This window comes from Kitasatospora sp. NPDC058406 (assembly GCF_042722765.1).
In the GTDB taxonomy this organism is placed as follows: Bacteria; Actinomycetota; Actinomycetes; order Streptomycetales; family Streptomycetaceae; genus Kitasatospora.
The window spans coordinates 20,325-45,824 of sequence record NZ_JBHXKE010000041.1; the positions used below are offsets into that span (position 1 = coordinate 20,325).

A 25,500-nucleotide genomic window follows, 5' to 3' on the forward strand; every position below is an offset into this window, starting at 1 on the left:
CGCACGGCGGGCGCGCTGCGGGAGGATCGAGGGCGGACGGCGCTCGGACGGCGGTCGGACGCCGGCGCGCGGAACCCGCAGGCCGTCAGTCGTCCTCCTGCTTCTCCAGCCGCTGCCGCAGCAGCCCCTCGTACTCGGCGTGCACCCGCCGGTCCATCGCGAGCGCGAACTGGGCGTCGGTGACCGTCCGGGCCAGCGGGCGGATCCGGAGGATCTGTTCGGTCAGCCGGGCGGCCTCGCCCGGAGGCAGTGGCGCTTCGTCGGTGAGTGCGCCCAGGAAGTGCTCGCGGACCAGCGAGGTGAAGATCTCGGCTATCGCGGTCACGTGCTCCTGGGTCCGCCGGCTGGACTCCAGGACGACGGAGAGCGGTACGCCCTCCGCGACCAGGGCCGTCGTGGCGTCCATCAGCCGCCGGCTGACGTGGGTGATCCCGTCCTCCCGGACGGTGACGAATCCCTGGGCGACGGCCTCGGCGGTGTTCTCCTCGGTGAGCTGGTCACCGAAGGCCGCGCCCAGTTCGTCCCAGCCGAGGTGCACCGGCGCCTCGTCCGACCAGGGGGCGACGATGGCCGCCTCCAGGCCGATCAGCTCGGCCACGTCGCGGCCGCTCTCCCCGGCGCCGATCAGTTCGGCGATGCCACCCAGGGTGTGGCCGCGCTCCAGCAGCTCGGCGATCATGCGCAGGCGGGCCAGGTGGGTCTCCCCGTACCAGGCGATCCGGCCCTCCCGGCGCGGCGGCTGGAGGAGCTTGCGCTCCCGGTAGAAGCGCAGGGTGCGGGTGGTGATGCCGGCGGCCTTGGCGAGTTCCTCCACCCGGAACTCGCGTTGTCTGTCCTCGGCGGCTGCGCTGACCTTGTCCACGGCGATCAGCATAGGACGGGCGGTCGCCGAACCGGGACGGTCGCGCTTCTTCCATCAACTGTCAGCAAGGGCTACCCTGCCAATCGTGCCAGTGATTGCTGGCATGGTTGGCTCGATCGGCGCCCGAGGTCCGCGTGGAACGACCGACGCGACCCGGCGCCCCGCCGAGCAGTGGCAGCACGTACCCTCACGGCCCCACTCCCAGGAGGACGCCGCATGGCATCCAGCAGCAAGCGCCCCCGCCCCGGTGCGACCGGCGCGACCGGCGCGACCGACGAGGCAGGTGTGACCGCCGAGACCGGCGTGACCGACGGGGCCGGCCCGGTCGAGGAGTCCCCCGTCCCCCACGTCCGCGTCGCCGTCATCGGGTCGGGCTTCGGGGGCCTCGGCGCCGGCGTCCGGCTGCGCCGTGCCGGCATCACCGACTTCGTCATCCTGGAGCGCGCCGACTCGGTCGGCGGGACGTGGCGCGACAACAGCTACCCCGGCTGCGCCTGCGACGTCCCGTCCCACCTCTACTCCTTCTCCTTCGCCCCCAACGCCGAATGGCCGCGCAGCTTCTCCGGCCAGCCGGACATCCGCGCGTACCTGGAGAAGGTCACCGACGTCTTCGGTCTCCGCCCGCACCTGCGGTTCGGCACCGAGGTCACCGAAGCCCGCTGGGACGACGAGCGGGCCCACTGGCGGATCGTCACCACGGCCGGCCGGTGGACCGCCGACGCCGTCGTCGCCGCCGCCGGACCGCTCGCCGACCCGCAGATCCCGGACCTGCCCGGCCTGGACACCTTCCCCGGCAAGGTCTTCCACTCCTCCCGCTGGGACCACGACTACCGGCTCGCCGGGCAGCGCGTCGCGATGGTCGGCACCGGGGCCTCCGCCGCACAGATCATCCCCGCGATCCAGCCGCAGGTCGGCAGCCTGACGGTCTTCCAGCGCACCCCGGCCTGGGTCCTGCCGCGCCGCGACCGCGAGATCACCCGGCTGGAGAAGTGGCTGCACGGCCGGCTGCCGGCCACCGCGAAGCTCCGCCGCGGCGTCCTCTTCGCCCTCCGCGAGGTCCAGGTCGACGCCTTCGTCCGGCGGCCCGGCCTGCTCAAGGTGGTCCAGCGGCTCGCCGAGCGGCACCTCGCCGACGGCGTCGCCGACCCCGCCCTGCGCGCCAGGCTCACCCCCGACTACCGGATCGGCTGCAAGCGCATCCTGCTCAGCAACACCTACTACCCGGCGCTCGCCGCGGCCAACACCGAGGTGGTCTCCTCCGGACTCGGCGAGGTGCGCGGATCGACCCTGGTCGCGGCGGACGGCAGCGAGCACGAGGTGGACGCCATCGTCTTCGGCACCGGCTTCCACGTCACCGACATCCCCGTGGCGGCCCGGGTGTTCGGCGCCGCCGGCACCAGCCTGGCCGACGAGTGGAAGGACGGGGCGGAGGCGCTGCGCGGCTCCACCGTCCACGGCTTCCCGAACCTCTTCTTCGTCATCGGCCCCAACACCGGCCTCGGCAACAGCTCGATGATCCTGATGATCGAGTCCCAGCTCAACTACCTGATCGACGCGTTGACCACGCTCCACTCGACCGGTGCCGCCGCCATGCAGCCGACCGCCCGGGCCCAGCGCCGCTGGAACCTCGAACTGCAGCACCGGATGGACCGCACCGTGTGGACCACCGGCGGCTGCCGCAGCTGGTACCTGGACAAGAGCGGCAGGAACACGGTGCTCTGGCCCGCCTCCACCAGCTCCTTCCGCCGCGCGACCCGCCGGGTCGACCTCACCGAGTACGAGCTGATCCACCGCCGCGACGCCGCCGGTGGCACGACCACCACCGAGGCCGAGGAGGTCCTGGTATGAGCCGCCCGACGATTCCCGCCGACTGCGTGCCGCCCGCCCCGACGGAGGAGGTGGACGTCCGCTCGGCCGACGGCACCCGGCTGCACGTCGAGGTGTACGGACAGCCCGGTGCGCCCACCGTCGTGCTCGCCCACGGCTGGACCTGCTCGACCCGCTTCTGGGCCCCGGTGATCCACCGGCTCGCGGACCGGTACCGGGTCGTCGCCTACGACCAGCGCGGCCACGGCCGCAGCGAGGTCCCGCCCAGCAGGGCCCGCTACTCCACCCGCGCGCTCGCCGAGGACCTCTCCGCCGTGCTCGACCGGACCGTCCCGGCGGGGGAGCGTGCCGTCCTGGCCGGCCACAGCATGGGCGGCATGACCGTGATGGCCGCCGCCGGCCGGCCCGAGGTCGCCGAGCGGACGGCCGCCGCCGTACTGATCTCGACCGGCTCGTCCGACCTGGTCGCCGATCTGCGCGTCGTCCCGGACGCGGTGCGCTCCCCGGGGCTGCGGCGCTTCCTGCACCGCCGGATCCTGCGCTCCCGGCTGCCGCTCGGGCCGCTCGGTCCGGTCACCCGGGCCGGCCTCAAGTACGGCACCATGGGCGCCGGTTCGCCCGCCGACCGGGTCGAGGTGACGGCCCGGATCGTGCACGCCTGCCCGACCGCGGTCCGGGCCAACTGGGCCCTGGTGCTGGACCGGCTGGACGTCCGTGCCGGACTGGCCCGGCTCACCGTGCCGACGGCGGTCGTGGTCGGCACCGACGACCGCCTCACCCCGCCGGTGCACGCGCACCGGATCGTCGCCGCGCTCGCCGACCCGCAGGGGCTGCTCCTGCTGCCCGGCGTCGGTCACATGGCGCCGATCGAGCGGCCGGCCGAGGTGGCCGACGAGATCGACCGGCTCGCCGTCGCCCATCTGCCCGGCGCGGCCGCCGGGCGGGCAACCGGCCTGCCCGCCGGGGCCGCTGCGCCCTCCGGGCCCGCCGGCTCCCCGTCCGTCACCGGTACCGCCACCCCCGAGAGGACCGCCGCCGCATGACCGCCACCCCGCCGCTCTCCGCCCAGGTCGCCGTCGTCACCGGAGCCGCCCGGGGTGTGGGCGCCGCCCTCGCCCGCACGCTCGCCCGGCGCGGGGCGAGGGTCGCGCTGGTCGGCCTGGAGCCGGCCGAACTCAAGGCGGTCGCCGCGCAGTGCGGCCCGTCCGCCACCGCCTGGGAGGCCGACGTCACCGACGTTGACGCGCTCACCGAGGTCGCCGGCCGGATCAAGGAGCACTACGGCCGGATCGACACGGTCGTGGCCAACGCCGGCATCGCCATCGGGGGCCCGCTGCTGGACAGCGACCACCGGGCGTTCAGCCGGGTCATCGAGGTGAACCTGCTCGGCAGCGTGGCCACCGCCCGGGCCTTCCTCCCCGCCCTCACCGAGAGCCGCGGCTACCTGCTGCAGATCGCCTCGCTGGCCGCGCTCACTCCGGCGCCGCTGATGAGCGCGTACTGCGCCAGCAAGTCCGGGGTCGAGGCGTTCGCCCACGCGATCCGTGCCGAGGTCGCCCACCAGGGCGTCAAGGTCGGTGTCGGCTACCTGAGCTGGACCGACACGGACATGGTGCGCGGCGCCGACGAGGACGCCGTCCTGCGGCAGATGCGGGACCGCCTGCCGTGGCCGGCCAACAAGACCTACCCGCTCGACCCGGCCGTGGACCGCCTGGTCACCGGCATCGCCCGGCGTTCCGCGCACGTCTACGCCCAGGCGTGGCTCCGCGGCATGCAGCCGGTCCGCTGGATGCTGCCGGCCCTGATCGCCGCGGTCGGTTCCCGTGACGTCGCGCGCCTCGCCCCGCAGCTCGCGGCCACCGCCGCCTCCCGTCTGCGCCCCGTCGGGGCCGGTGGCGAGGCCGACACGGCGGCCCGGTCCGAGCAGCAGTGACCCCCGTGCCCGCCGTCCGGCCCGGACGGCGGGCGCGCAGCGTCCGCGGCCTCGGTCAACCCGTCGGCTCCGCGAGCTGCTTCAGGCTGTCGTAGGCCGCCTGCACGAAGCGCCCGTCGAGCGACGGACCGGTGTTGGTGAGGGCGGCGACGGCCGTCGCGGTCTGGGGGCAGAAGCCGACCAGTGCGGTGAACCCGCGGGTGGCGCCGGAGTGGAAGAGGAGGTCGCGCCCGTCCGCGGTCGTCCGGCAGTTCCAGACCAGCCCGAGCCGGTCGGCCGAGCGCGGCAGGCGCAGCCGCGGGCGCCGGACCTCGCGCAGGGCGCGCCCCAACGCGTCGGTGTCCGGGGCGAGGTGGGCGCGGAGGTAGTGCAGCATGTCGGTGCCGCTGGCGCGGACGGCTCCGGCGCCCGGCAGGCCGGGGATGCGCCAGGGCGGCAGCGGGTGGCCGCGCCGGTGGCCGGTGGCGCGGTGCGGGGCGTCGGGGGAGCAGGTGGTGGCGCGCAGGCCGAGGGGGAGGGAGACGCGGTCGGCGAGCAACTCGGCGTAGCCGGTGCGGCCGGTCTCGGCGAGCAGCCGGCCGAGCAGCCCGACGCCGAAGTTGGAGTAGCCGTACCGCTCACCGGGTCGGTGGCGCACGGTGGTTCGGGCCAGACCGGCGCGCAGCAGCCGTTCGTCGTAGCCGGCGTACGGGTTGGCGGTCCAGGCGGGGAGGGCGGTCGCGAGCAGTCCGGGCGGGAGCCTGGGCAGGCCGGAGGTGTGGGTGGCGAGGTGCAACAACCTGATCGGGCCGCCCCGACGGAGCTCGGGCGCCTGCCAGTTCGGCGGGAGGTGCCGCTCCATCGGGTCGTCCAGGGCGAGTTCACCGCGCTCGGCCATCACGGCGAGCAGCAGGGCGGTGAACGTCTTGGTGACGGAGCCGAGTTCGAAGACGGTGTCGGGTGTGCAGGGTTCCCCGTCGACGGCGGTCCGGCCGTGGCAGTGCACGGCGGTCCGGTCTCCGCGCGCCACGGCCAGGGTGACGGCGCTGGCGTGCGGCGCGGCGGCCCGGACGAGCGCGGCGGCCTGCGCGGCGCCCGGACCGTCGGAGCTGTCCTCGCCGTCCGCCGCCTCGCGGCCCCGGGCGTCCGTGACGCCACCGCGGCCGTCCACGGCGCCGGTGCCGGCGGACGGGCCCGGACGGCCTGCCGCCCGCCGGGAGGCCGGGTCCGGGCCTGCCGTCGCGTCCGGGCCTGCCACCGCGTCCGGGCCGGGCATCGCGTTCAGGCCGCGACCGCGGCGCCGCCGAGCGCGCGCGACAGCGTGACGGTACCGGCCACCACCGCGACGACGGCGGTGTGCTCGTGGTCGCGGAAGGCCTGTTCGGGGTCGTCCGAGACCGGTTCGGAGTTGTCGCGCGGGATCAGGCCGTCCTCGCGCTGGACGGCGGCGAGCGCCTCCCAGCCCTGTGCCCCGGTGACCGGTTCGCCGATGCAGGAGTCGACCACGAGCAGTTCCCCGACGAGGTCCCACTGGCCGACCTCCAGCCAGATGTCGACCCAGGCGGGCAGCCAGGCGCGGACGTAGTCGCGCATCGGTTCGGGCAGGTTCTCGGGCCGGGCGCCCCAGTCGGTGATGTGGAAGACGGTGTGGGTGATGTCGTACCCGGTCATCCAGTCGACGGCCCACGGTTCGGGGGTGGCGCCGAGCCAGGTCCCGGCGGCGAGCGCGGCCCAGTCGTCGGGCTGGTTGCGCAGGCCCACGACGCGGCGCGCGTTGGCGACCGCGAGCCGCCGGCTGGGCAGGATCTCGGCGACCTGGACGGCGCGGAGCTTGGCGAGCGACTCCAGCAGCTCGTCCATCGGGGGGTGCCGGTAGCCGGACCTGGCGAAGTGGACGTACGTCTCCAGCGGGTCGGTCATCACCAGGTGGCGCAACTGCCGTTCGTACAGCAGGTTGCCTTCCCGGAGCTGGGCCCAGCCGAAGTCGAGCAGCTCGCGCGCGATCCGTGCGTCGTGCGGGCCGGTGACGCCGTCGCGCAGGACGAGTGAGGCGGCCAGCGCACACTCACCGAGCGGCTTGTAGGCGTTGTTGGGGTCGGCGAGGTCGATGGTGATGTTGTCGGAGAGCTTGCCGAACCCGATCTCGTGGGAGGCGTGCAGCCAGGCCATCGCGCGCGAGCCGATCTGCTGCGCGGTGGAGAGGATCCGGTGGTCGGTCATGGGGTGGCTCCGCTCAGCAGGGCGTCCGCGATGGAGAGTTCGAGCGCGGTGCGGGCGCTGCCGTCGCCGACGACCTGGATCCGTTCCAGGACGGGGGCGATCTCCAGCGGCACCGGCCGGCCGTCGGCGGCGGCCCAGGCGAGCCAGCGGGCCAGCCGCGCGGCGACCCGGTGGTCGCGCCGGAGCATCGAGCGGACGGCCCCGCGGGCGAGGGCGAGGGTGTTCGCGCGGGCCGCGTCGTGGACGGGGCCGTCGAGGTCCGGGAGGGCCAGCGACGAGAGCTGGGCCATCCGGACCGACCAGGCCTGCCAGGCGTGGGGTTCCAGCCGCGGGACGCGGTCCGGCTGCGGCGCGGCCAGGTTCACGCCGGGGGCGGCGAGGCGGGCGAGGTCGGCGGTGGACGCCAGGGCCCGGGTGAGCAGGGCTCCGGCCGCCCAGTCCCGCCAGGCGGTGACGACCGCCGTGGCGTCGGGGCCGAGCCCGTCCGGTCCGCCGTCGGGACCGTGTCCGTCGGGATCGTGCCGGGGGGAGGCGGCGGTGCCGGACGGAAGGCCGGGGGAGAGGGGCGCCGACGCGGCGCCCGCGGGGAGTGCGGCGGGCGGGAAGGCGAGGAGGGCCTCGGCCAGGAGCAGGACGGCCTCGTCGTCGGGGCCGGCCGCACCGAGCAGTCGTGGGGCGAGCAGGTCCGGCCCGAGCACCCGGGCGGCGGCGAGGACCGGACGCGGCGCGGTGCCGGTACCGGGATCGGCGAGCGCGACCGCACCCTCGACGCCCCGGAGGGCGTCGAGGGTGCGGCCCGCCAGCCGCTCGACCGCTGCGGCGTACTCGTCGCGGAGCGAGAGATCGGCGGTTGGCATGGTGCGTGATTCTCCTTGAGGGGTGTCGCGGTGTCTCAGGGCTGCGGCGGGCCCGCGTGACGGCGGTGCGTCCCCGTGTCGGTGGCGCGTCCGCGTGTCGGAGGTTCCGCCGGGCCCGGGCTCATGGCCTGCGGCCCCTGCCCGTCGGTTCGCGGCTCCGGTCGGGCCGGTGAGCCGTAGGGTCGGGAGACTCCGCGGGTGGCCCGGGGGGCCGGGTGGTTCCGGCTACCGGGTCTTCTCCTTGGGCTGCTTCGGCGACAGCAGGAGTGCGAGTCCCACCAGCAGCAGCGCAGCGGCTTCGGGACGGTACGTGGGCGCGTCGCTCACGACGGCCTCGTCCTCCACCATCAGCGCACCGAGTGCGTCGAGTTCGGCCCGGGTCGCGAGCGGCGCCGGGGCCCTTCCGGTCAGGTGCTGAGCAAGCATCAGATGTGCCTCCTCATCGGATCTTCACCGCCTGGTCCGGCGGCGCCCCCCTCGAAAGACGATACGAGTGCGAACCATCGGCCGCCACCGCAGTACGCTCCGTGACCGTTTCCGGGAGGGGGGATGCCCGCGCGGCCTGCCGTGGTACCGCCGGGTACCCGTGAGTAGGTACGGTCGGGTGCATGACCACCACTGCCTTGATCACCGGCGCGACCGCCGGCATCGGAGCCGCGTTCGCCCGTCGGCTCGCCCGGAGCGGCTACCGACTCGTCCTGGTGGCCCGGGACACCGAGCGGCTGGAACGTTCCGCCGCGGACCTGAGGGGGAGGTTCGGCGTCGAGACGGAGGTGCTCACCGCCGACCTCGCCACCGACGACGGCATCGCGGCCGTCGAGGCCCGGCTCGCCGACCGGGTCCGGCCGGTGGACCTCCTGGTGAACAACGCCGGCTTCGGCAACCGCGGCGCGTTCTCGACCGTGCCGCTCCAGGACGAGCTGGACATGCTGAAGGTGCACGTCGAGGCGATCCTGCGGCTGACCACGGCCGCCCTGCCCGGGATGCGCGAGCGCGGTCGCGGCGCGGTCGTCAACGTCGCCTCGGTGGCGGCCTTCCTCCCGCGCGGCACCTACGGGGCGAGCAAGGCGTGGGTGGTGAGCTTCACCCAGGGGGTGATGCGCGACCTCGGGGGCACCGGCGTGCGGCTGATGGCGCTCTGCCCGGGCTTCACCCGCACCGAGTTCCACGAGCGGGCCGGCATGGGGACGGGGAACATCCCGGCCTGGGGCTGGCTCTCCGCCGAGCGGGTCGTCGACGAGGCCATGCGCGACCTGGCGCGGGGGCGGTCGCTCTCGGTGCCGAGCAAGCGGTACAAGCTGGCCGTCGCGATCGCCCGGGTGCTGCCGTCCGGCAGGCTCGGCGGGGTCTCCTCCAAGGCGGCGCGCACCTATCGCACCACCTGACCGGCGGCGGCGGGGGCGGAGCGGTCGGGCCGCACGTGCGCCGGGTGGAGCAGAGGCCGTCTCACTATTAGCTTTGCTAACTATGAGCCTCACTCGCTATGCTGGCGGGCGACCGACCGCCCACCCGCCGTCGGCGCGCGCCCCGTGCGCGGCGCCCGCGCGGCGGCCGACCCGGGGAGGAGCGCCCGTGCGCCCCGAACGCACCCAGTGGACCCCGCCCGCCCTCGCCGAGGGCGAACCCCGCCCGCCGACCCAGTGGCGGCGCATCCTCGGCCTGTTCCGCCCGTACTCCGGCCGCCTCACCACCGTCGGCCTGCTCGTGGCGGCCTCCGCCGTGGTCTCGGTGACCACGCCGTTCCTGCTCCGCGCCGTCCTGGACACCGCCATCCCGCAGGGCCGCACCGGACTGCTCACCCTGCTCGCGCTCGGCATGGTCGCCGCCGCGGTCGTCAACAGCATCTTCAACGTGCTGCAGACGCTGATCTCCACCACCGTCGGCCAGCGCGTCATGCACGACCTGCGCACCGACGTCTACAGCCACCTCCAGCGGATGTCGCTCGCCTTCTTCACCCGGACCCGGACCGGCGAGGTCCAGTCCAGGATCGCCAACGACATCGGCGGCATGCAGTCCACGGTGACCTCCACCGCCACCTCGCTGGTCTCCAACTTCACCGCCGTGATCGCCTCGGTGGTCGCCATGGCCGCGCTGGACTGGCGGCTCACCGTGGTCTCCCTGGTCCTGCTGCCCCTGTTCGTGTGGATCAGCCGCCGGGTCGGCCAGGAGCGCAAGAAGATCACCGGTGACCGGCAGAAGCAGCTGGCCGCGATGAGTTCGGCGGTGCAGGAGTCGCTCTCGGTCAGCGGGATCCTGCTCGGCCGCACCATGGGCCGCTCCGACTCGCTCTCCCGCGAGTTCACCGCCCAGTCCGACCGGCTGGCCGACCTCGAAGTGCGCGCCTCGATGGCGGGCCGCTGGCGGATGAACACCATCCAGATCGTGATGGCGGCCATGCCCGCACTGATCTACTGGGCGGCCGGACTGGCGGCGGCCGGCGGCGCGCCGATCGTCTCGGTCGGCACCCTGGTCGCCTTCGTCTCCCTCCAGCAGGGCCTGTTCCGCCCGACCGTCAGCCTGCTCTCCACCGGCGTCCAGGTGCAGACCTCGCTCGCGCTGTTCCAGCGCATCTTCGAGTACCTCGACCTGCCGGTGGAGATCGCCGAACCCGACCGCCCGGTCACCCTGGAGACCATCCACGGCGAGGTCCGCTTCGAGGGCGTCGACTTCCGCTACGACCCGGACCAGGAGCGGCCCACGCTGGCCGGCCTCGAACTGAAGGTCCCGGCCGGCAGCTCGCTCGCCGTGGTCGGCGAGACCGGCTCCGGCAAGACCACCCTCAGCTACCTGGTGCCCCGGCTCTACGACGTCACCGGAGGCCGGGTCACCATCGACGGCGTCGACGTCCGCGAGCTCTCCTTCGACACCCTGTCCCGGGCGGTCGGCGTGGTCTCCCAGGAGACCTACCTCTTCCACGCCTCGGTCGCCGACAACCTGCGCTTCGCCAAGCCGGACGCCACCGACGAGGAACTGGCCGCCGCCGCGCGGGCCGCACAGATCCACGACACCATCGCCGCCCTGCCCGACGGCTTCGACACCCTGGTCGGCGAACGCGGATACCGCTTCTCGGGCGGCGAGAAGCAGCGGCTCGCGCTGGCCCGCACCATCCTGCGCAACCCGCCCGTGCTGATCCTCGACGAGGCCACCAGCGCCCTCGACAACAGCACCGAGCGTGCCGTTCAGCAGGCCATCGACACCCTGGCGGCGGGCCGCACCACGATCACCATCGCGCACCGCCTCTCCACCGTCCGCGCCGCGGACCAGATCGCCGTCCTCGACCGCGGCGGGATCGCCGAACTGGGCACCCACGACGAGCTCCTGGAGGCGGACGGCCGCTACGCCGCGCTGCTCCGCCGCGAGGTCCCGGCCGCCGCGCCGCAGGCGTCCGGCCACGACCGGACCCCGGCCGCCGTCCCCGGCCGCGCCTGACGGCCCCGCCGACGCGTCCGCGGCGCCCGGCACGCCCGACCGACGCCACCGGGTGCCCGCAGCACGCCGCAGGGCGGCCACCCGGTGGGGTGGCCGCCCTGCGGTCGACACGGGCGCCGGCGGGCCCGGTTCAGGCCGCCTTGGGGATCTCGTTGTAGGTCTCCGCGCGCTCCTGGCCGGAGAGCTTCTGGATCGCCGCCATCACCTCGTCGGTGACCTGCCGGCGGGCCTTGAGCGAGCGGGCCTGGCCGTGCAGGTCGTCGAAGTGCAGCGGCTCCCCGAACCGCACCGTGACCTTCCGGACGCGCGGGACCCGCTTGCCGATCGGCAGGATCTGGTCCGGACCCTCCAGGGCCACCGGAACCACCGGGACACCGGCGGTGAGGGCCAGCCAGGCCACCCCCGTCTTGCCCCGGTAGAGGCGGCCGTCCAGCGAACGGGTGCCCTCCGGGTAGATGCCGAAGGCCTTGCCGTCCTCCAGGATCTCCAGCGCGGACTCCAGCGAGGCCTGCGCCGACCGGTAGGTGCCGCGCTCGACCGGCACCGCGCCGATCGCCTCGAAGAAGCCCTTGGACAGCGAGCCCTTGAGCCCGGTGCCCGTGAAGTACTCGGCCTTGGCCAGGAAGTGGACCCGGCGCGGCGCGGTCAGCGGGATCACCACGCTGTCGATGAAGGAGAGGTGATTGCTGGCCAGGATGACGCCGCCCTTGCGCGGTACGTTCTCCATGCCCTCGATGGTGGGCCGCCAGATCCCCCGGGCGAGCGGTTTCAGCACCAGCCTGGTGACGAGATCGAGCATGGTCCCTCCCTGGACGAGCACGCCCGAGAGGTGCCCGGGCCTGAGATACGACGAGCGGCGGTCGTTCCCCCGGCCGGGCCGGGATCAGACCCGCAGACTACGACACCCACCCCCGAGCCCGTCCACTCCCGCCGACCGTGGCGCTCACCACGGCCGGGTAGGGTACGGCCGTCGGAAACGCACATCAGCAGGTCTTCTGGATCAGCAGATCTGTAGATCAATGGATCAGCAGATCGCGGGCTCGGGGGATCGGCAGTTCATCAGTCCTCAGGAGGGGCCACCCATGGCAGACGTCGACACCATCCGCGCGGCGTTCGACAAGTTCGACGTGAACGGCAACGGCCGTATCACCGCCACCGAGTACGCCAAGGTCGCCCGCGAGCTCGGCGACCTGACCACCTCGATCGCCGTGGCCGAGGCCGTCATCAAGCAGATGGACACCAACCACGACGGCGAGCTGACGTTCGAGGAGTTCCTGGCCGCGCGCCAGGGCTGAGGCCGCTCGGGCGGGGCGCCGGATCCCTCCGGGCCCCGCCCGCCGCCTTCCGGCCCGCCCGCCGCCTTCCGGCCCGCCCGGGCCGGCGGCTCCGCGGGGTTCAGCCGGTCGTCGGGAACACCCGGCGGACCACCCGTTCCGCCGCCCCGCCGTCGTCCCAGGGGCAGAACCGCCGACGGAACGCCGCCCGCGCCTCCGGCTCCGGGTCCCCGGCCAGCAGGGCGCTCGCCAGACCGTCCGGGTCCGTGGTCAGCGCGCCCGGCGGCTGCTCGAACAGGTCGAAGTAGACGCCGCGGTCCCGCCGGTACTCCTCCCAGTCCGGCGCGAAGATCACGACCGGCCGGTCCAGCACGGCGTAGTCGAACATCATCGACGAGTAGTCCGTGACCAGGACGTCCGCCGCCAGGTACAGGTCCTCCACGGTCGGGTGCGCCGACACGTCCAGGATCTCGGCCGCGCCCTCGTCCGCCGCCAGGTCGCCCGGACCGCCGGTGTGGAAGTAGTGGGTGCGCACCAGCAGCGTGAACCCGGGACCGAGTCGACGCGCCAGGTCCCGCACGTCCAGCAGCGGCACGTACCCGCCGCGCGCCTCCCGGTGGGTCGGCGCGTACAGGACGGCGGTGCGCCCGGGCTCCAGCCCGAAGCGCTCGCGCATCGCGGCCACCTCGGCCGGCGCGGCGACGGCCAGCCGGTCGTTGCGCGGGTAGCCGGTGTCCAGCATCTCGTACCGGCCGGGGAAGGCCCGGGCGAAGTGCTCGCTGGTGTGCGGGTTCGAGGAGACCAGGAAGTCCCAGCGGTCGACGGCCTCCCGGAGCCGGTCGAAGTCCATGCCGTCGGCGGCCACCGGGTGGTCCCTGAGGTCCATGCCCATCGCCTTCAACGGCGTGCCGTGCTGGGTCTGGACGTGTACCGTCCCGGGGCGCTTCGCCATCGTCCGCGGGAAGTTGACGTTGTTCACGAAGTACTTGGCGGTGGCCATCGCCCTCAGGTACGCGGGCGTGTTGACGATCACGTACGGGACGCCGGCCGGCAGGGTCGCCGCCTGCTTGCGGTTCTCCACCACCCAGACCCCGCGGATCCCCGGCGCCAGCTCCTTCGCCTTCTCGTAGATCGCCGCCGGGCTGCACGCGTAACCGCGGTGCCAGTACGCCGCGTACACCGCCAGGTGCCGGTCCAGCGGCAGCCGGCGGAACGCGTTGTACGCGGTGAACCGGGCGCCGCTGCGCACGCCCTTCTTCAGGGCCGGCGCCACCGCGCGGGCCCCGCGTCCGAGTTCGCGCGGCAGCCGGCCGGTGCGGCGCAGCTCGGCGTACGCGCGCCGTGAGCCGCGCGCCGCGAGCCGGTACTGCACGCCGCGCACACCGCCGGGGAACCGGTAGCCCGCCGGGCGGTGGCGGGCGAAGTGCCCGGCGATCCGGCGGAAGAACTCGGGGCGCAGCCCGACCGGCACCAGCCCGGGGGTGTCGTACACGGTGAGCGCCTGCTGGACGGTCCGCTCGAAGACCAGGGTGCGCAGCGACTCGGGGACGGGCGGGCCGGGCCGGGCCTCCGGCTCCCGGTCCAGGAAGTCGAAGATCGCGTCGTACTGGGCGAAGGCGTCGGCGTGCCGGGGGGAGGCCGTGCTGGTGATCGCACCGGCGCGGCCCCGCCGGTAGAAGTAGCAGGGGCGGTCGAGGTAGCGCAGTCGTCCGGCGGCGAGCAGCGCCGGGTAGGTGACCGAGATGTCCTCGTAGTAGCCGCGGCCGAAGGAGACCCCGAGGGCGAGCAGGAACTCGCGCCGGAACACCTTGTTCCAGACCGACATCACGGTCCTGAACAGCGCCGGGTGCTCGGCCAGCGTGCATCCGGCCACCAGCGGCGAGCCGGTCAGCACGTGCCGCCAGGGGTTGGGCTCGGTCCCGCCGTCCGGGTACACGTGCGTGAAGTCGGTCAGCAGGACGTCGGTGGGGGTCTCGCCCCGCTCCTCCCGGGCCGCTTCGCCGGCGAGTTCGTCGAGGAGGGCTGCGACGGTGCCCTCGGGCACCCAGTCGTCGCTGTCGACGAACCAGACGTAGGTGCCGCGGACCTCGGGGAGGGCGGCGGTCCGGGCGCCGCCGAGGCCCTGGTTCTCGACGAGGTGGAGCACGCGCAGCCGGGGGTCGCGGGCCGCGTACGCGTCCAGGATCGCGCCGCAGCCGTCGGGCGAGCGGTCGTCGACCGCGATCACCTCGAAGCGGGACTCGGACGAGGGGGCGTCCGCCAGGAGGGAGTCGAGGCAGCGGGGCAGGAAGCGCTCCACCCCGTGGACCGGAAGCACGATGCTGAGGAGAACTGGCACGCTGGCCGAGTCTACCGAGCGGCGTGCGCGTACCCGCCGGACGGGGCGGTCCCGGCGGCACACTGCGGCCGGTCCGAGGGGCGGGGTGCGGGCGGGGACGGGGTGGACGCGGGGACTCCCGGGACCGCCGGTGCCGGACCCGTGCGGGGCGGCACCGGCAGCCTGGTGGCGGCCCGGCCGACCCTCTACGGCCGGCCGCCGGTCCGGGCACCGCCCGAGCCGGGTCGCCGCAGCGTCGAGGCGGCCCGGCAGTGGCTCGGGGGAGCCGGAATCTTCATCAGTCGAACGGGCCTGCGGAAGGGGATCACGCCTGCGCGGTCGTTAGAGATATTGCTTGGAGCCAAGGCTCGCGTCAATCCCTCGTCTGTGTTCACTTCCTAAACGGACAGTCGGACTCCGATTGTGGTCGGCCACCCTCGCTCGACCCTCGCTCCACCGCCCGCCCGGCGGCTACGGGAGGTGAGACGGCGGTGACTCCGTGCGCCCCGGCGCACACCTTCGGGGCGGGCGCCGGGCGCGTGCCCCGAAGGCCCCGCTGACGTGCGGCCGGTCGTGCACCATCATTGATGCCTAGTCGTGACCGGCCGAGCGGCCCCTGGTGCAGTGTCAGTTGACGCCGCACGATACGGTGGCAGCACACTAGGACGGTTGCGCGAAGGCCGTCTCTCACGGATAGTCTTCGCCTCACGGCCCTGGCGCCTCGTAGGGGTGGGAAACTGATGGAACAGATGCAAGTCCGGACTCGGCCCCGCGTGCCGGCGATCCAGTGCGGTGTCGGCGCGACCGGCCGCCGGATCGAGCGTCACCTGGCTGTGCTCGGCGCGCCCGCACTCCCGGCGGTGGACACCGCCGAGGCGCTCGGGTTGATAAGGGAGCTGACGCCGCGCGGCGCCAGTGCCCCGACCGCGCCGCCGCGCCGTCACGCACGGGTCAAGCTGCTGGCGCCGCTGCGCCGGCTGCGACGGGGTCTCTTCGGTGGGCGCGGCTGAGGGCCCCAGGCCCCGGGGTGCCCGTCATCCCTCGCACCCACCAGCACCGGCCCGGCGGATCCTCACAGAACCGTCGGGTCTTCGCCGCGCCCCGCACGCCTCCCGCAGGCGACCTGCGGGACCGGGTGCCCGGGCCTCCGAGAGGTCTGAACCTCTCACTCTACGGTGACTTGCCGCCCCGGCACGGGGAGTCGGCGAGGCTGGCAGCCGCACCCCCCGGCGTGAGCCAGGATGACGGCATGGCGGACCACACTTACACCACGTCCACGACCTTCCGGACCACGACCTTCGAGATCACCACCGGCAGCCGCGAGGTCGCGCTCGACATCACCGACCGCTGCACGCGGTTCCTCAACGACCACGCGGTCGGACGCGACGGCCTGCTCAACGTCTTCGTGCCGCACGCCACGGCGGGCATCGCGGTACTGGAGACCGGCTCGGGCAGTGACGACGACCTCCTGGCCACGCTGCGCGAGCTGATTCCGGCCGACGACCGCTGGCGTCACCGGCACGGGAGTCCCGGCCACGGCCGCGACCACGTCGTTCCCGGGCTGGTCGCCCCGCACGCCACCCTGCCGGTGATAGGCGGCCAACTGGCCCTGGGCATCTGGCAGTCCGTGGTCCTGATCGACACCAACGGCGACAACCCCCGGCGGTCCGTCCGGCTCTCGTTCCTGGGCTGATCCGGGCCGGCCCGGGCTCGGCCGGGGGTGCCCGGGCCCGGCGGGCCCGGCCGCACCGGGCCCGGGCGCCCGGGCCCCGGCGGCTGCCGGCTACGGAGCGGCGACCGTCGGTGGAGTACGCCGCGCGTCCGGCGCGGGCCGGGCGGCCACCTCGGCGGGGCCGGTGTCGTCGGGGCCGGTCCGGGGGCGGCCGACGGCGGCGGAGGCCACGGCGGCGAGGTACCGCTCGATCGCCAGGTACTGGCAGAGCAGCGCGACCGGTCGGCCGATCCGCGCGTACCGGGCGGCGAGCCGGGAGAACGCGGTCACCTCGAACCAGACCTCGCCCGCCGCGTCCATGGACACCAGGAACGCCTCCTCGCCGCACTCCGGGTGGCCGGGCAGCGTTCCGTAGGCGAAGCCGATCCGGTCCGGCTCGTCGACGGTCCACACCACCCGGCACGGGATCACTATCCGGGGGCGGCGCGTGCCGGGCAGGCTGAGGCGCAGCAGGACGGTCGCCCCCGGCTCGGCGGGCGTGTGCGGATACACGGCGAAGCCGGTGCCCAGCTGGCTGCCCCAGCCCAGTACGTACCGTCCGGCCCGCTCCAGCACCTCGGGCCCGCGTCCGAGATGGACGCGTCGTCGCAGGTGCGCGTACCCGTCCGGCAGCCTGGCGTCCCGCGTGGCGCCGACCTCCGGGTAGCTGGGCTCGGCGGCCCGGGCGGTCAGCAGCCGTCGGTGCAGGGCGGGGGGCGGCGCAGGGGCGTCGGGCATGCGGTTCACCGTACCCGCCGCCTCCCGGACGTCAGGACGTGCCCTTCGCCCCGGGGTCTCGCCGTCCGCGGTGGCCCGGTTCCTCGCGCCGCGCCCCCGGGGCGGTCTCCCCGGCGCCTTGCGGCAGGGCCGGGGTGCGGAGTAGGAAGGCGGCATGAGCGAAGCGGTCACGAACCACGAGGACGCCCGGAACGTCCCAGACGCGACGGACGCCACGGACAGCGGGGTCTGTGCCCTGGCGCCCGGTGGCGCAGAGGCGGCGCTGGTGCACGATCCGGAGCTGACCGGTCCGCGCGCCGACTGCGTCCTGTGCGGCGACCCGACCGAGCTGCCCGCCGACCACCCGGGCACCACGCTCTGCCCGGTGTGCGCCTGGCAGCAGGCGCAGCGGATCGCCTGCTCCGGCTGACCGCGCCGGGCCCTGCGCTCCCCGGCGCTCCCCGGCGTTCCGAACGCCCGCCGTCGGTCCCCCGGTCAGGCGTCCTCCCGCCCCGCCAGGGCCAGCGTGGAGCCGTGCCGGCCCTTGCGGACCAGCAGCTGGGTCGGGATGCGGCTCCGCAGGTCGGCGACGTGGCTGACGATGCCGACGGCGCGGTCCCGCTCGCGCAGACCGTCGAGGACGTCCATCACCTCCTCCAGGGTGTGTTCGTCGAGGCTGCCGAACCCCTCGTCGATGAACAGGGTGTCCAGCGGCATGCCGCCGGCCTCGTCGGTGACCACGTCGGCCAGGCCCAGGGCCAGCGCGAGCGAGGCGAAGAAGCTCTCGCCGCCGGAGAGGGTCGCGGTGTCGCGCTCCGTGCCGGTCCAGGCGTCCACCACCCGCAGGGCCAGCCCCGAACGCTTGGTGCCGGTGCCCCGGTCGTCACTGTGGACCAGGGTGTAGCGACCGCCGGACATCCGGACCAGGCGGTCGCTCGCCGCCGCGGCCACCTGCTCCAGCCGGGCCGCCAGGACGTACGACTCCATCCGCATCCGCAGCCGGTTCTCGGCGGACGTGCCGGCGGCGAGCGCGGCCAGCCGGTTGATCCGGCCGTACCGGGCCAGCGCCGGGGCGAGCGAGCCGGCCAGCTCGGCGAGCTGCCGCCCGATCCCGGCGAGCGCGTCGCAGCGGGCGCGCGCCGCGTCCCGGGCGGCGTGCGCCGCCCGCAGGCGGTCGGTGGCGGCGTGGAGCCGGGCCCGGGTGCCGGGCAGATCCGCCGGCGGGCAGGCCGCCGCGGAGGCGAGCTCCGGTTCGGCGAGCCGCCGCTCGGCCGCCGCCAGCTCGGCGCGGTGGCGTTCCAGCCGCAGCTCCAGCCGCTCGCGCTCCTCCCGGCGCAGCAGGACGGCGACGGCGTCCTCCGCGCTCGGGAACCCGGCCGCGACGGCGGCCCGCGCCAGCTCGCCCTCGGCCTCCTTCAGCCGGTACGCCGCCTCGGCAGCCGTCCGGGCCGCGCCCGCCAGGGCGGACACGGCCGACGCGAGGCGGGCCAGGCCGGCCGCGCGGGCGGCGACCGACGGCGCGCCGCCCCGGGCCGCCGCCACCCGGCCGCCCCGCTCCTCCCGCTCGGCGTGCAGGGTGCGGATCCGGGCGCCGAGCTCGGCACTCCGCTCACGCGCGTCGCCGAGGGCCGTGAGCCGGGCGGCCTGCTCCCGGGTGGTCTGCTCGATCCGTCGCCCGATCGCGCCGAGCCCCTCCGCGACCCGGACCCCCGTGCGGTGCTCCCGCTCCAGCCCACCGAGGGCCTCGGCCAGGGCGTCGGTGCTCTCCGCGCCGGCGGCCCCGGCGGCGGCGGCCTGGCGCACCTGGAGGTCGGCGAGCTCCCGTTCGGCGGTGTCGGCCGCCTGCTCGGCGGCCGTCTGGGCGGCCTGGGCGCGGTCCTCGTCGGCCGCGCGGACCTGCTCGCCGGACGGCCGGGCGGGCGCCGGGTGTTCGGGGGAGCCGCAGACCCGGCAGGGCGCCCCGGCCCGCAGCTGTGCCGCGAGTTCGGCGGCCATGCCGGCGAGCCGGAGCTCGCGCAGGTCCTGGCTGTGCCGGCGGGCGTCCAGCGCGTCGGCGCGCAGCGCGAGTGCCTGCGGCCGGGCCCGGTCGATCTCCCGCTGCAGCGCGTCCCGGCCGCGTGCGGCGGTCAGGCGGCCGGTCAGCTCGCTGCGCCGGACGTCCAGCCGGTCGACCTGCGCGGCCGCGTCCCGCGCGACGGACTGCTCCTCCTGGAGGGCGGCGAACCGCGCCTCGAAGCCGGACAGCCAGTCGGCCGCCTCCTCGGCGAGGTCGTCGGCGCGCTGCCGGTCGGCGGCCAGCGACGCCTGTGCGCCGTCCAGCTCGGCGCAGCGCCGCTCGTCCGCCGCCGCCGCCTCCAGCCGGACCAGCTCGGCGCGCAGCCCGCGTTCGGCCTCGGCCAGCTCCTCGGCCTCGGCGTGCGCCAGGGCGCGGCCCTCGCCGTCCGGGCCGCCGGCGGCTGCCAGGGCCGCGCGGTGCCGTCGTTCCTCCTCGCGGGCCGTCCGGTGGGCGACCGCGGCGGAGTCGCGCAGGTGCAGCACCGACTCGACCCCGACCGCCGCCAGGGCTGCGGCCAGTCGGCGGCGGTCGGCCGTCCGGGCCGGCTCGTCCCCGGCCAGGCGGGCGGCCTCGGCCACCGCCTGCCGGTGCCGCTGCTGCCGGTCGGCGAGCTGTTCGGCGGCGGCCCCCGCCCGCTGGGCCTCCAGATGGGCCTCCTCCGCGCCGGCCAGCGCGGCCTCGGTCACGGCGAGCTGTTCGGCCGCGCCGCCGCGCAGCACGGCGGCCCAGCCGAGCACCCCGGTTGTGAGCTCGGTGCCGGCCTGCACGCCGGTCGCCGGGACCGGCTCGTCCTCGGCCGGCACCCAGCCCTCGACGGGTTCGGCGTCCGGGCCGGCCGCCTGTTCGGCCTTGCTGGCCAAGTCCCGCAGCCGGCGGCGGCCGGTCTGGACGGCCGCCTCCTGGGCCCGGCGCTGCTCGGCCAGCCAGGACTCGACGGACTGGAAGCGCTCGGTGTCGAACAGCCGCCGCAGCAGCTTGCCGCGCTCCTCCGAGTCGGCCCTCAGGAACCGCGCGAAGTCACCCTGCGGCAGCAGCACCACCTGGCAGAACTGGTCCCTGCTCATCCCGATCAGCCGGTGGATCTCCTCGCCGGCCTCCTGGTGCGACTTGCTGACCGCCCGCCAGCCCGGCCCGCCGCTCCCGTCGCCGTCTCCGTTCCCCCCGGATCCGGCCCCGGTAGCGTCGCCGCCGTCCGTCGACCACTCGCGGAGCAGGGTCTGGGCACGCTCGACCGTCGTGCCCTTGCCGACCTTCTTCGGCCGCGGCTGCTCGGGCAGCCGGGTGATCTCCAGCCGCCGCCCGCCGAGCGTCAGCTCCAGCCGGACCGAGGTCAGCCGCTTCGGATCGGCGTGGTCGCTGCGCAGCCGGTTGGCCCGCCGGGTGCCGGGGACCTCGCCGTACAGGGCGTAGCAGACGGCGTCGAGCACGCTGCTCTTGCCCGCGCCGGTGGCTCCCCGCAGCAGGAAGAGCCCGCCGGCGGCCAGCGCGTCGAAGTCGACCGTCTCGCTGCCCGCGAACGGGCCGAAGGCGGTGACGGTCAGCCGGTGCAGTCTCATCGGGGCAGCTCGGCCTTCCGGTCGGTGGTCTGCCGGACGCGTTCGAAGCCCTCGCGCAGCCAGCCCAGCTCGTCGGCGTCCGGATCGGCACCGGGGCGGACGTGCCGCAGGAAGCCCTCGGCGATCTCCAGGTCGGTCCGTCCGCTGACCCTGGCCGCATAGGACGGGGAGGCGTCCGCCGTCGTCGCCTCGGGCTCGAAGAGCAGCTGGAGGGTGTGCGGGAAGCGGCGTCGCAGCCGTTCCATCGGTTCGGTCGGACGGCTCGGGTCGGTGAGCGTCGCCTGCACCCACGCCTGCTCGGCGGCGGCGTGCCCCTCGTCGGTCAGCAGCTCGTCGAGCCGGCCGCGCAGCCGCGCCAGCGGCCGGGGCTGCGGGCAGTCGACCCGCTCGGCGGCGACCGAGCCGTCCGCCACGAGGTCGACCAGCCACATCGTCTTGCGGTGGTCGGTCTCGGAGAAGGAGTAGGCGAGCGGGGAACCGCTGTAGCGCAGGTGCGGGGCGAGGGTCTGGCAGCCGTGCAGATGACCGAGGGCCGCGTAGTGCACGCCGTCGAAGACGGACGCGGGCACCGCCGCGACGCCGCCGACCGCGATGTCCCGCTCGCTGTCGCTGGGCTCGCCCCCGGTGACGAAGGCATGCGCCAGGACGACCGCCCGGGTGCCCGCCGGGCGGCCCGCCAGGTCGGCCCTGACCTGGTCCATCGCGGCGCCGAGCACCGCGGCGTGACCGCCGCGGGCCAGCCCGAACCGCTCCCGCACCAGCGTCGGTTCCAGGTACGGAAGCCCGTAGACGGCGACCGGTCCGTCCGCGTCCGCGAGCACGACGGGCGCGGCGCACTCGCCCGGGTCGGTCCGCAGGTGGACGCCGGCCCGGCCGATGAGGCCCGCGCCGACGCCCAGCCGGCGGGCCGAGTCGTGGTTGCCGCTGATGAACACCGTCGGCACGCCCAGGTCGGCGAGCCGGTGCAGGACGTCGTCGAAGAGGGCGACCGCCTCCAGGCCGGGCAGCGCCCGGTCGTACACGTCGCCGGCGACCAGCACGGCGTCCACGCGTTCGGACCGGACCACCGCCACCAGGTGGTCCAGGAACGCGCGCTGGGCGTCGTGCAGGCTCTCCCGGTGGAACGAGCGTCCGAGATGCCAGTCGGAGGTATGCAGCAGTCGCATGGTCCCCGACCATAACGGGCGTCACCGACAACGCGGTCCGGAACGGGGACGGCGGCCCGTCCGCCGTGACCTGCCCCGGTCCGGCGGAGGTCGCTCTCGGTCGATTGTCAGTGACGGTGTGTATGTTCGCGGTCGCCGGGAGCCCGCAGGTGCGGGGCGGTCCGGCGGCGACCGCGAGAACGACCGAACGGAAGGACACGGCCATGACCGGGCAGTTCCGCTTCCCCTTCCCCGACGACCTCCTCGATCTCCTCGATCTCCTCGACCACCTCGATCCCCCGGGCCTGCGGGACCGCCCCGGCCCCGGTCGGCGGGCCCGGGCCGGTGCTGCCGCGCGGCGGGCGGTGCGGCTTCGGGCGGCCGGTCCGGCCCGGCGCCGCCCCGGACCGGGGGGACCGGCCGCCGGTGGCGTGCCGGCCGGTCCCCCCGGTGGGCGTCCCCCGGGCGGGGGAGCGAGCGGCCCCGGGTCGGCCGGTCCGGCCGGGCCCGGTACCGGGGACCGGCGCCGGTGGCGACCGCGCGGTGCGCCGCCGCCGCAGCCGGTGGCGCTCGCGCTGGTCGTCCGCGCCGCCGACTTCGCCGACCTGTCCCGGCACGGCCTCTTCGGCGACCTGCCCTTCCGGGCCTACCTGAGGCGTGCGGCGGTCCAGCTCCGGGCGCTGTACGGCCAGGGTCTGGAGGTGCACCTGAGGGTCTTCGACCCGGCCGACTTCGAGGACTACTGCGAAGCACTCGGCTTCGACCCGGCGGACGCGGCGGCCCGGGTCGCGTACGCGGCCGATCCCGAGCTGGCGGGGGAGCCGTTCGTCTACGCGGGCCAGCGGCTGGTGGCGCTCCTCCCCGAACTGGCCGACGACCACCGGGCCAGGGTGCGGATCTCGGTCGCCATGGCCGCGCTGCTGTCGGCGGTCGGCGAGGGGCCGCCGGCGGAGCGGCGGTCGGCGGCGGTGACGAGGTACGCCGTCGGCGTCCTCCTCGCGCTGGCCGGGGGTGCGGGCGAGGGCGTCCACCTCGTGACGATCCGCTGCCACGGCCCCGAGGACGGCGAGGAGCTGTCCTCGGCGGCGGACGTCCGGGTGGAGCGCGGACGCCTCCGCGCGGGCGGGCGGGACACCGAGGCGTTCTGCGTGACGCTGGCGGCGGGTGTGGCCGGCGGCGGCGCGGGCGCGATGGTGCTGCACGGCGACCCGGCGGCGCCCGGAGGTCAGACGGTGCGCGGCTGGGCGCTCGACGGGGGCCGGCTGCGGCCGATGACCGTCCGGGAGGTGCTCGACTCGCTCGCGGACGACGTCGGCCGGGGCATGCCCTTCCCGCCGGCGGCGGTCCCGCTGCCGGGGTTCCCGCTCCCGCAGGCGCCGCCGGAGGGCCCGGATTCCTCCGCCGACCCGCCGCCGGGCGGTCCGGGCGCGCCCGGCGGACGGCCTACCGGCGCGCGGCCCGGGGAGGACGGTGGGCCCTCGGGCTGACCTGCCCTTTCGGTCCGGCGCGTCCACCGAGCGGCGCTGGGGACTGTTCATCGACCGCCTGTTCGGGGAAGATTTCGGGGAAGATCAACAGTGGGAACGGCCGGTGCCCCACGCCGCCGACCCCGCCGCTCAGCCCCGAACCGCGCGCACTGCGGGTCCACCCCGCGCCCCGTCGGTCCGGCGAGCCCGAGACCGAAAGGGGGGGCGCATGGGCCGGATCGAGTTCAGCGCGGAGGTCGCCGAACTGCTCGGGAAGGTGCGTCGTCGCCCCACCGCGGGGTGGCCGTGGCGGCCGGGCGAGCGGGTGCCCGCCGGGCTCCCGGTCAAGCAGTCCTGGGGGTGGCTGTTCGCCCCCGACGGCCGGGTACTGACCCTGGTCAACCCCAAGGACGGCATCGTCTCGCTCCCCGGCGGGTCGCTGGAACCGGAGGACGCCGGCGACCCGGGCTCCGCGCTGGCCCGGGAGGCGGCCGAGGAGGCCCAGGCGCTGATCGGCACGCCGTACTACCTCGGCTACCTCTACGACCGGGTCGGTTCGGCCAACGGCGGGCACGAGTGCGCCCGCGTCCGGATGGCCGCCGCGCTGCGGGCGGTCGGCCCCAGCGCCCCGGACCCGGCCTCGGGGCGGCACTACCGGCGGCTGCTGGTCGCGCCCGGTCTCGCGGTCGAACTCCTCGGTTGGGGTGCGCCCGGGCTGCGCCAGGCCCGGGCGGCCGTGGCGACCGCCGTCCGGAGGCTGGGGGTGCCGGCCGCTGCCAACGAGGCCATCGAGGAGCTCCCGGTGGAGGGCTGCGAGGTGTTCCCCGGGGTGAATCCGGGGGCGTGAATCCGGGGGGGCTCGGGCCTGGGGGCTCGGGGCCGGGGCGCGGGACCGCTCCGCGCCACCGAGCCCGGGTCGGACCGAAGGATCGCTGACCGACCGTACGGGCACTGGTGGCCGCCGCGCCTGATCGTCCGTCGGCCGGTCGAACGGAGACCGCCCACAGGGGTGCGGTGACCTGACGTCGGGTCGCCACACCGCCGTCGTCCCCCCGTCGTCCCCGGCACCGCGCGTCGACGACCCGGGGCGCCGTGCCCCGGAGCTGCCCTTGTGTCCCCCGAACGGGTTGTCCGTCGCACCGGCGTGCACGTCGCACTTTCCGTCGCCGGCACGGCAGTTCACTCCATCGTTGTCAGACCGACTGTCAATTGCCTTGGCATGACCGCTTCCCGCGATACCTACCGCCTGGTATCAAATGATGTGACGCACGTCACTCCCAGGAGGTGTCATGCTACGTCCTGCCCGTGCCATGTCCGTCGCCACCCTCGCGGCGTTCCTCTCCCTGACCACCCTCTTCACGGCTTCCTCGGCCCAGGCCGCCGGCGTCAACTACGTCGCGCTCGGCGACTCGTACGCGTCCGGCCTCGGGGCCGGCAGCTACACCGGCGAGAGCGGCAACTGCAAGCGGAGCACCAACGCCTACCCGTACCTCTGGAAGAACGCGCACGCGCCGTCCTCCTTCGCCTTCGTCGCCTGCTCGGGCGCCAAGACCGGTGACGTGCTCAACAGCCAGCTCTCGGCGCTGAACTCGGGCACCACGCTGGTCAGCATCAGCGTCGGCGGCAACGACGCGGGCTTCGCCGGCACCATGCAGACCTGCGTGCTGGACTCCGAGAGCGCGTGCCTCAACGCCGTCGCCACCGCGAAGAACTACGCCACCACCACGCTTCCCGGCAAGCTCGACCAGGTCTACGCGGCCATCCACGCCAAGGCGCCCAACGCCAGGGTGGTCGTCCTGGGCTACCCGCACCTCTACAAGGTCGGCGGCAACTGCATCTTCGGCATCGGCGACACCAAGCGGGCCGCCATCAACAGCGCCGCCGACGTCCTCGCCGACGTGCTCGCCAAGCGCGCCGCCAACGCGGGCTTCGCCTTCGGTGACGTCCGCTCGGCCTTCCGGGAGCACGAGATCTGCGGCTCCTCCACCACCTGGCTGAACAGCACCACCCTGCCGGTGGAGGAGAGCTACCACCCGAAGGCCTCCGGCCACTCGGGCGGCTACCTGCCGGTCTTCTCCGCCCAGGCCTGACCGCCCGTCCGGCCGACCGCCCTCCGCGCGGCGCTCACCCGCCCACCGCGCGGCGCCCGCC

The 25,500-nt window shown here is 75.3% G+C and carries 22 protein-coding genes; 12 read left to right on the plus strand and 10 right to left on the minus strand.

Annotated elements, in window-relative coordinates; translation table 11 throughout:
* Nucleotides 1-85: 85 nt before the first annotated feature.
* Nucleotides 86-862 carry a MerR family transcriptional regulator gene (locus ACFWOG_RS11195; RefSeq protein ID WP_329880567.1) on the minus strand — a complete coding sequence of 259 codons (777 nt, stop codon included), beginning with the start codon at nt 860-862 and terminating at the stop codon, nt 86-88.
* A gap of 216 nt (nt 863-1,078) precedes the next feature.
* Here ACFWOG_RS11195 and ACFWOG_RS11200 point away from each other — a divergent pair, with 216 nt between their 5' ends.
* From ACFWOG_RS11200 to ACFWOG_RS11210, 3 genes are read left to right on the plus strand one after another with little or no spacing between them, the layout of a single operon-like run.
* The gene (locus ACFWOG_RS11200; RefSeq protein ID WP_380356960.1) at nt 1,079-2,710 is read left to right on the plus strand and encodes a flavin-containing monooxygenase; all 1,632 of its coding nucleotides are present in this window, start codon (nt 1,079-1,081) and stop codon (nt 2,708-2,710) included.
* On the plus strand, nt 2,707-3,732 hold the full coding sequence (locus ACFWOG_RS11205; RefSeq protein ID WP_380356963.1) for an alpha/beta fold hydrolase: 1,026 nt from the start codon (nt 2,707-2,709) through the stop codon (nt 3,730-3,732). The genes ACFWOG_RS11200 and ACFWOG_RS11205 overlap by 4 nt, the downstream gene beginning before the upstream one ends.
* Nucleotides 3,729-4,622, plus strand: a complete 894-nt coding sequence (locus ACFWOG_RS11210) for an SDR family oxidoreductase (RefSeq protein WP_380356966.1) — start codon at nt 3,729-3,731, stop codon at nt 4,620-4,622. Before ACFWOG_RS11205 ends, ACFWOG_RS11210 begins: the two co-directional genes overlap by 4 nt.
* Before the next feature lie 55 nt (nt 4,623-4,677).
* Here the strand turns inward: ACFWOG_RS11210 and ACFWOG_RS11215 are convergent, their stop codons facing one another.
* The 4 genes from ACFWOG_RS11215 to ACFWOG_RS11230 form a co-directional block, all read right to left on the minus strand.
* On the minus strand, nt 4,678-5,877 hold the full coding sequence (locus ACFWOG_RS11215) for a serine hydrolase domain-containing protein (RefSeq protein WP_380356969.1): 1,200 nt from the start codon (nt 5,875-5,877) through the stop codon (nt 4,678-4,680).
* A gap of 5 nt (nt 5,878-5,882) precedes the next feature.
* Nucleotides 5,883-6,821 (minus strand): DUF6895 family protein, encoded by a 939-nt coding sequence (locus ACFWOG_RS11220; protein ID WP_329880562.1) that lies wholly within the window; start codon nt 6,819-6,821, stop codon nt 5,883-5,885.
* Entirely contained in the window at nt 6,818-7,678 is an 861-nt protein-coding gene (locus ACFWOG_RS11225) for a hypothetical protein (protein WP_380356972.1), read from the minus strand. Before ACFWOG_RS11225 ends, ACFWOG_RS11220 begins: the two co-directional genes overlap by 4 nt.
* Before the next feature lie 225 nt (nt 7,679-7,903).
* On the minus strand, nt 7,904-8,104 hold the full coding sequence (locus tag ACFWOG_RS11230) for a hypothetical protein (RefSeq protein ID WP_329880560.1): 201 nt from the start codon (nt 8,102-8,104) through the stop codon (nt 7,904-7,906).
* A 182-nt stretch (nt 8,105-8,286) separates the two neighbouring features.
* On the opposite strand from ACFWOG_RS11230, the gene ACFWOG_RS11235 reads away from it, so the two are divergent.
* Nucleotides 8,287-9,063, plus strand: coding sequence for an SDR family oxidoreductase (locus tag ACFWOG_RS11235; protein WP_329950490.1), 777 nt, complete (start codon nt 8,287-8,289; stop codon nt 9,061-9,063).
* Between the two features lie 187 nt (nt 9,064-9,250).
* Complete coding sequence (locus ACFWOG_RS11240; protein ID WP_329880558.1) at nt 9,251-11,107, plus strand: ABC transporter ATP-binding protein; 1,857 nt, start codon at nt 9,251-9,253, stop codon at nt 11,105-11,107.
* A 130-nt stretch (nt 11,108-11,237) separates the two neighbouring features.
* On the opposite strand, the gene ACFWOG_RS11245 is transcribed toward ACFWOG_RS11240, so the two are convergent.
* Nucleotides 11,238-11,906, minus strand: coding sequence for a lysophospholipid acyltransferase family protein (locus ACFWOG_RS11245; protein WP_329880557.1), 669 nt, complete (start codon nt 11,904-11,906; stop codon nt 11,238-11,240).
* Nucleotides 11,907-12,189: 283 nt separating this feature from the next.
* Here ACFWOG_RS11245 and ACFWOG_RS11250 point away from each other — a divergent pair, with 283 nt between their 5' ends.
* The gene (locus tag ACFWOG_RS11250; RefSeq protein ID WP_329880556.1) at nt 12,190-12,402 is read left to right on the plus strand and encodes an EF-hand domain-containing protein; all 213 of its coding nucleotides are present in this window, start codon (nt 12,190-12,192) and stop codon (nt 12,400-12,402) included.
* 100 nt (nt 12,403-12,502) lie between these two features.
* Here the strand turns inward: ACFWOG_RS11250 and ACFWOG_RS11255 are convergent, their stop codons facing one another.
* Nucleotides 12,503-14,719, minus strand: coding sequence for a CDP-glycerol glycerophosphotransferase family protein (locus tag ACFWOG_RS11255; protein ID WP_380356978.1), 2,217 nt, complete (start codon nt 14,717-14,719; stop codon nt 12,503-12,505).
* Between the two features lie 719 nt (nt 14,720-15,438).
* Here ACFWOG_RS11255 and ACFWOG_RS11260 point away from each other — a divergent pair.
* Together ACFWOG_RS11260 and ACFWOG_RS11265 are read left to right on the plus strand one after the other, a co-directional pair.
* Nucleotides 15,439-15,708, plus strand: a complete 270-nt coding sequence (locus ACFWOG_RS11260) for a hypothetical protein (RefSeq protein WP_329880554.1) — start codon at nt 15,439-15,441, stop codon at nt 15,706-15,708.
* A 239-nt stretch (nt 15,709-15,947) separates the two neighbouring features.
* Nucleotides 15,948-16,391, plus strand: a complete 444-nt coding sequence (locus ACFWOG_RS11265; RefSeq protein WP_329950492.1) for a secondary thiamine-phosphate synthase enzyme YjbQ — start codon at nt 15,948-15,950, stop codon at nt 16,389-16,391.
* A gap of 90 nt (nt 16,392-16,481) precedes the next feature.
* Here the strand turns inward: ACFWOG_RS11265 and ACFWOG_RS11270 are convergent, their stop codons facing one another.
* On the minus strand, nt 16,482-17,147 hold the full coding sequence (locus tag ACFWOG_RS11270) for a DUF1990 family protein (RefSeq protein ID WP_380356981.1): 666 nt from the start codon (nt 17,145-17,147) through the stop codon (nt 16,482-16,484).
* A 154-nt stretch (nt 17,148-17,301) separates the two neighbouring features.
* On the opposite strand from ACFWOG_RS11270, the gene ACFWOG_RS11275 reads away from it, so the two are divergent.
* Nucleotides 17,302-17,556, plus strand: a complete 255-nt coding sequence (locus ACFWOG_RS11275) for a hypothetical protein (RefSeq protein ID WP_380356984.1) — start codon at nt 17,302-17,304, stop codon at nt 17,554-17,556.
* 65 nt (nt 17,557-17,621) lie between these two features.
* Here the strand turns inward: ACFWOG_RS11275 and ACFWOG_RS11280 are convergent, their stop codons facing one another.
* Both ACFWOG_RS11280 and ACFWOG_RS11285 read right to left on the minus strand, forming a co-directional pair.
* The gene (locus tag ACFWOG_RS11280) at nt 17,622-20,738 is read right to left on the minus strand and encodes an AAA family ATPase (RefSeq protein ID WP_380356987.1); all 3,117 of its coding nucleotides are present in this window, start codon (nt 20,736-20,738) and stop codon (nt 17,622-17,624) included.
* A complete protein-coding gene (locus ACFWOG_RS11285) occupies nt 20,735-21,904 on the minus strand; it encodes an exonuclease SbcCD subunit D (protein ID WP_380356990.1) in 1,170 nt (389 codons plus the stop codon). Before ACFWOG_RS11285 ends, ACFWOG_RS11280 begins: the two co-directional genes overlap by 4 nt.
* A gap of 203 nt (nt 21,905-22,107) precedes the next feature.
* Here ACFWOG_RS11285 and ACFWOG_RS11290 point away from each other — a divergent pair, with 203 nt between their 5' ends.
* From ACFWOG_RS11290 to ACFWOG_RS11300, 3 genes are all read left to right on the plus strand, one after another.
* The gene (locus tag ACFWOG_RS11290; protein ID WP_380356993.1) at nt 22,108-23,370 is read left to right on the plus strand and encodes a hypothetical protein; all 1,263 of its coding nucleotides are present in this window, start codon (nt 22,108-22,110) and stop codon (nt 23,368-23,370) included.
* A gap of 208 nt (nt 23,371-23,578) precedes the next feature.
* Nucleotides 23,579-24,196 carry a hypothetical protein gene (locus ACFWOG_RS11295; RefSeq protein ID WP_329880544.1) on the plus strand — a complete coding sequence of 206 codons (618 nt, stop codon included), beginning with the start codon at nt 23,579-23,581 and terminating at the stop codon, nt 24,194-24,196.
* Nucleotides 24,197-24,638: 442 nt separating this feature from the next.
* On the plus strand, nt 24,639-25,439 hold the full coding sequence (locus tag ACFWOG_RS11300; protein WP_380356997.1) for an SGNH/GDSL hydrolase family protein: 801 nt from the start codon (nt 24,639-24,641) through the stop codon (nt 25,437-25,439).
* Nucleotides 25,440-25,500 lie beyond the last annotated feature (61 nt).

What these genes read in the sequence shown, in the direction of transcription:
- ACFWOG_RS11210 (WP_380356966.1), top strand. Translation starts at nt 3,729, where the DNA reads ATGACCGCCACCCCGCCGCTCTCCGCCCAGGTCGCCGTCGTCACCGGA.
- ACFWOG_RS11215 (WP_380356969.1), bottom strand. Translation starts at nt 5,877, where the DNA reads ATGCCCGGCCCGGACGCGGTGGCAGGCCCGGACGCGACGGCAGGCCCG.
- ACFWOG_RS11220 (WP_329880562.1), bottom strand. Translation starts at nt 6,821, where the DNA reads ATGACCGACCACCGGATCCTCTCCACCGCGCAGCAGATCGGCTCGCGC.
- ACFWOG_RS11280 (WP_380356987.1), bottom strand. Translation starts at nt 20,738, where the DNA reads ATGAGACTGCACCGGCTGACCGTCACCGCCTTCGGCCCGTTCGCGGGC.
- ACFWOG_RS11260 (WP_329880554.1), top strand. Translation starts at nt 15,439, where the DNA reads ATGGAACAGATGCAAGTCCGGACTCGGCCCCGCGTGCCGGCGATCCAG.
- ACFWOG_RS11270 (WP_380356981.1), bottom strand. Translation starts at nt 17,147, where the DNA reads ATGCCCGACGCCCCTGCGCCGCCCCCCGCCCTGCACCGACGGCTGCTG.
- ACFWOG_RS11225 (WP_380356972.1), bottom strand. Translation starts at nt 7,678, where the DNA reads ATGCCAACCGCCGATCTCTCGCTCCGCGACGAGTACGCCGCAGCGGTC.
- ACFWOG_RS11250 (WP_329880556.1), top strand. Translation starts at nt 12,190, where the DNA reads ATGGCAGACGTCGACACCATCCGCGCGGCGTTCGACAAGTTCGACGTG.
- ACFWOG_RS11275 (WP_380356984.1), top strand. Translation starts at nt 17,302, where the DNA reads ATGAGCGAAGCGGTCACGAACCACGAGGACGCCCGGAACGTCCCAGAC.
- ACFWOG_RS11265 (WP_329950492.1), top strand. Translation starts at nt 15,948, where the DNA reads ATGGCGGACCACACTTACACCACGTCCACGACCTTCCGGACCACGACC.
- ACFWOG_RS11205 (WP_380356963.1), top strand. Translation starts at nt 2,707, where the DNA reads ATGAGCCGCCCGACGATTCCCGCCGACTGCGTGCCGCCCGCCCCGACG.
- ACFWOG_RS11290 (WP_380356993.1), top strand. Translation starts at nt 22,108, where the DNA reads ATGACCGGGCAGTTCCGCTTCCCCTTCCCCGACGACCTCCTCGATCTC.
- ACFWOG_RS11200 (WP_380356960.1), top strand. Translation starts at nt 1,079, where the DNA reads ATGGCATCCAGCAGCAAGCGCCCCCGCCCCGGTGCGACCGGCGCGACC.
- ACFWOG_RS11285 (WP_380356990.1), bottom strand. Translation starts at nt 21,904, where the DNA reads ATGCGACTGCTGCATACCTCCGACTGGCATCTCGGACGCTCGTTCCAC.
- ACFWOG_RS11300 (WP_380356997.1), top strand. Translation starts at nt 24,639, where the DNA reads ATGCTACGTCCTGCCCGTGCCATGTCCGTCGCCACCCTCGCGGCGTTC.
- ACFWOG_RS11295 (WP_329880544.1), top strand. Translation starts at nt 23,579, where the DNA reads ATGGGCCGGATCGAGTTCAGCGCGGAGGTCGCCGAACTGCTCGGGAAG.
- ACFWOG_RS11245 (WP_329880557.1), bottom strand. Translation starts at nt 11,906, where the DNA reads ATGCTCGATCTCGTCACCAGGCTGGTGCTGAAACCGCTCGCCCGGGGG.
- ACFWOG_RS11230 (WP_329880560.1), bottom strand. Translation starts at nt 8,104, where the DNA reads ATGCTTGCTCAGCACCTGACCGGAAGGGCCCCGGCGCCGCTCGCGACC.
- ACFWOG_RS11235 (WP_329950490.1), top strand. Translation starts at nt 8,287, where the DNA reads ATGACCACCACTGCCTTGATCACCGGCGCGACCGCCGGCATCGGAGCC.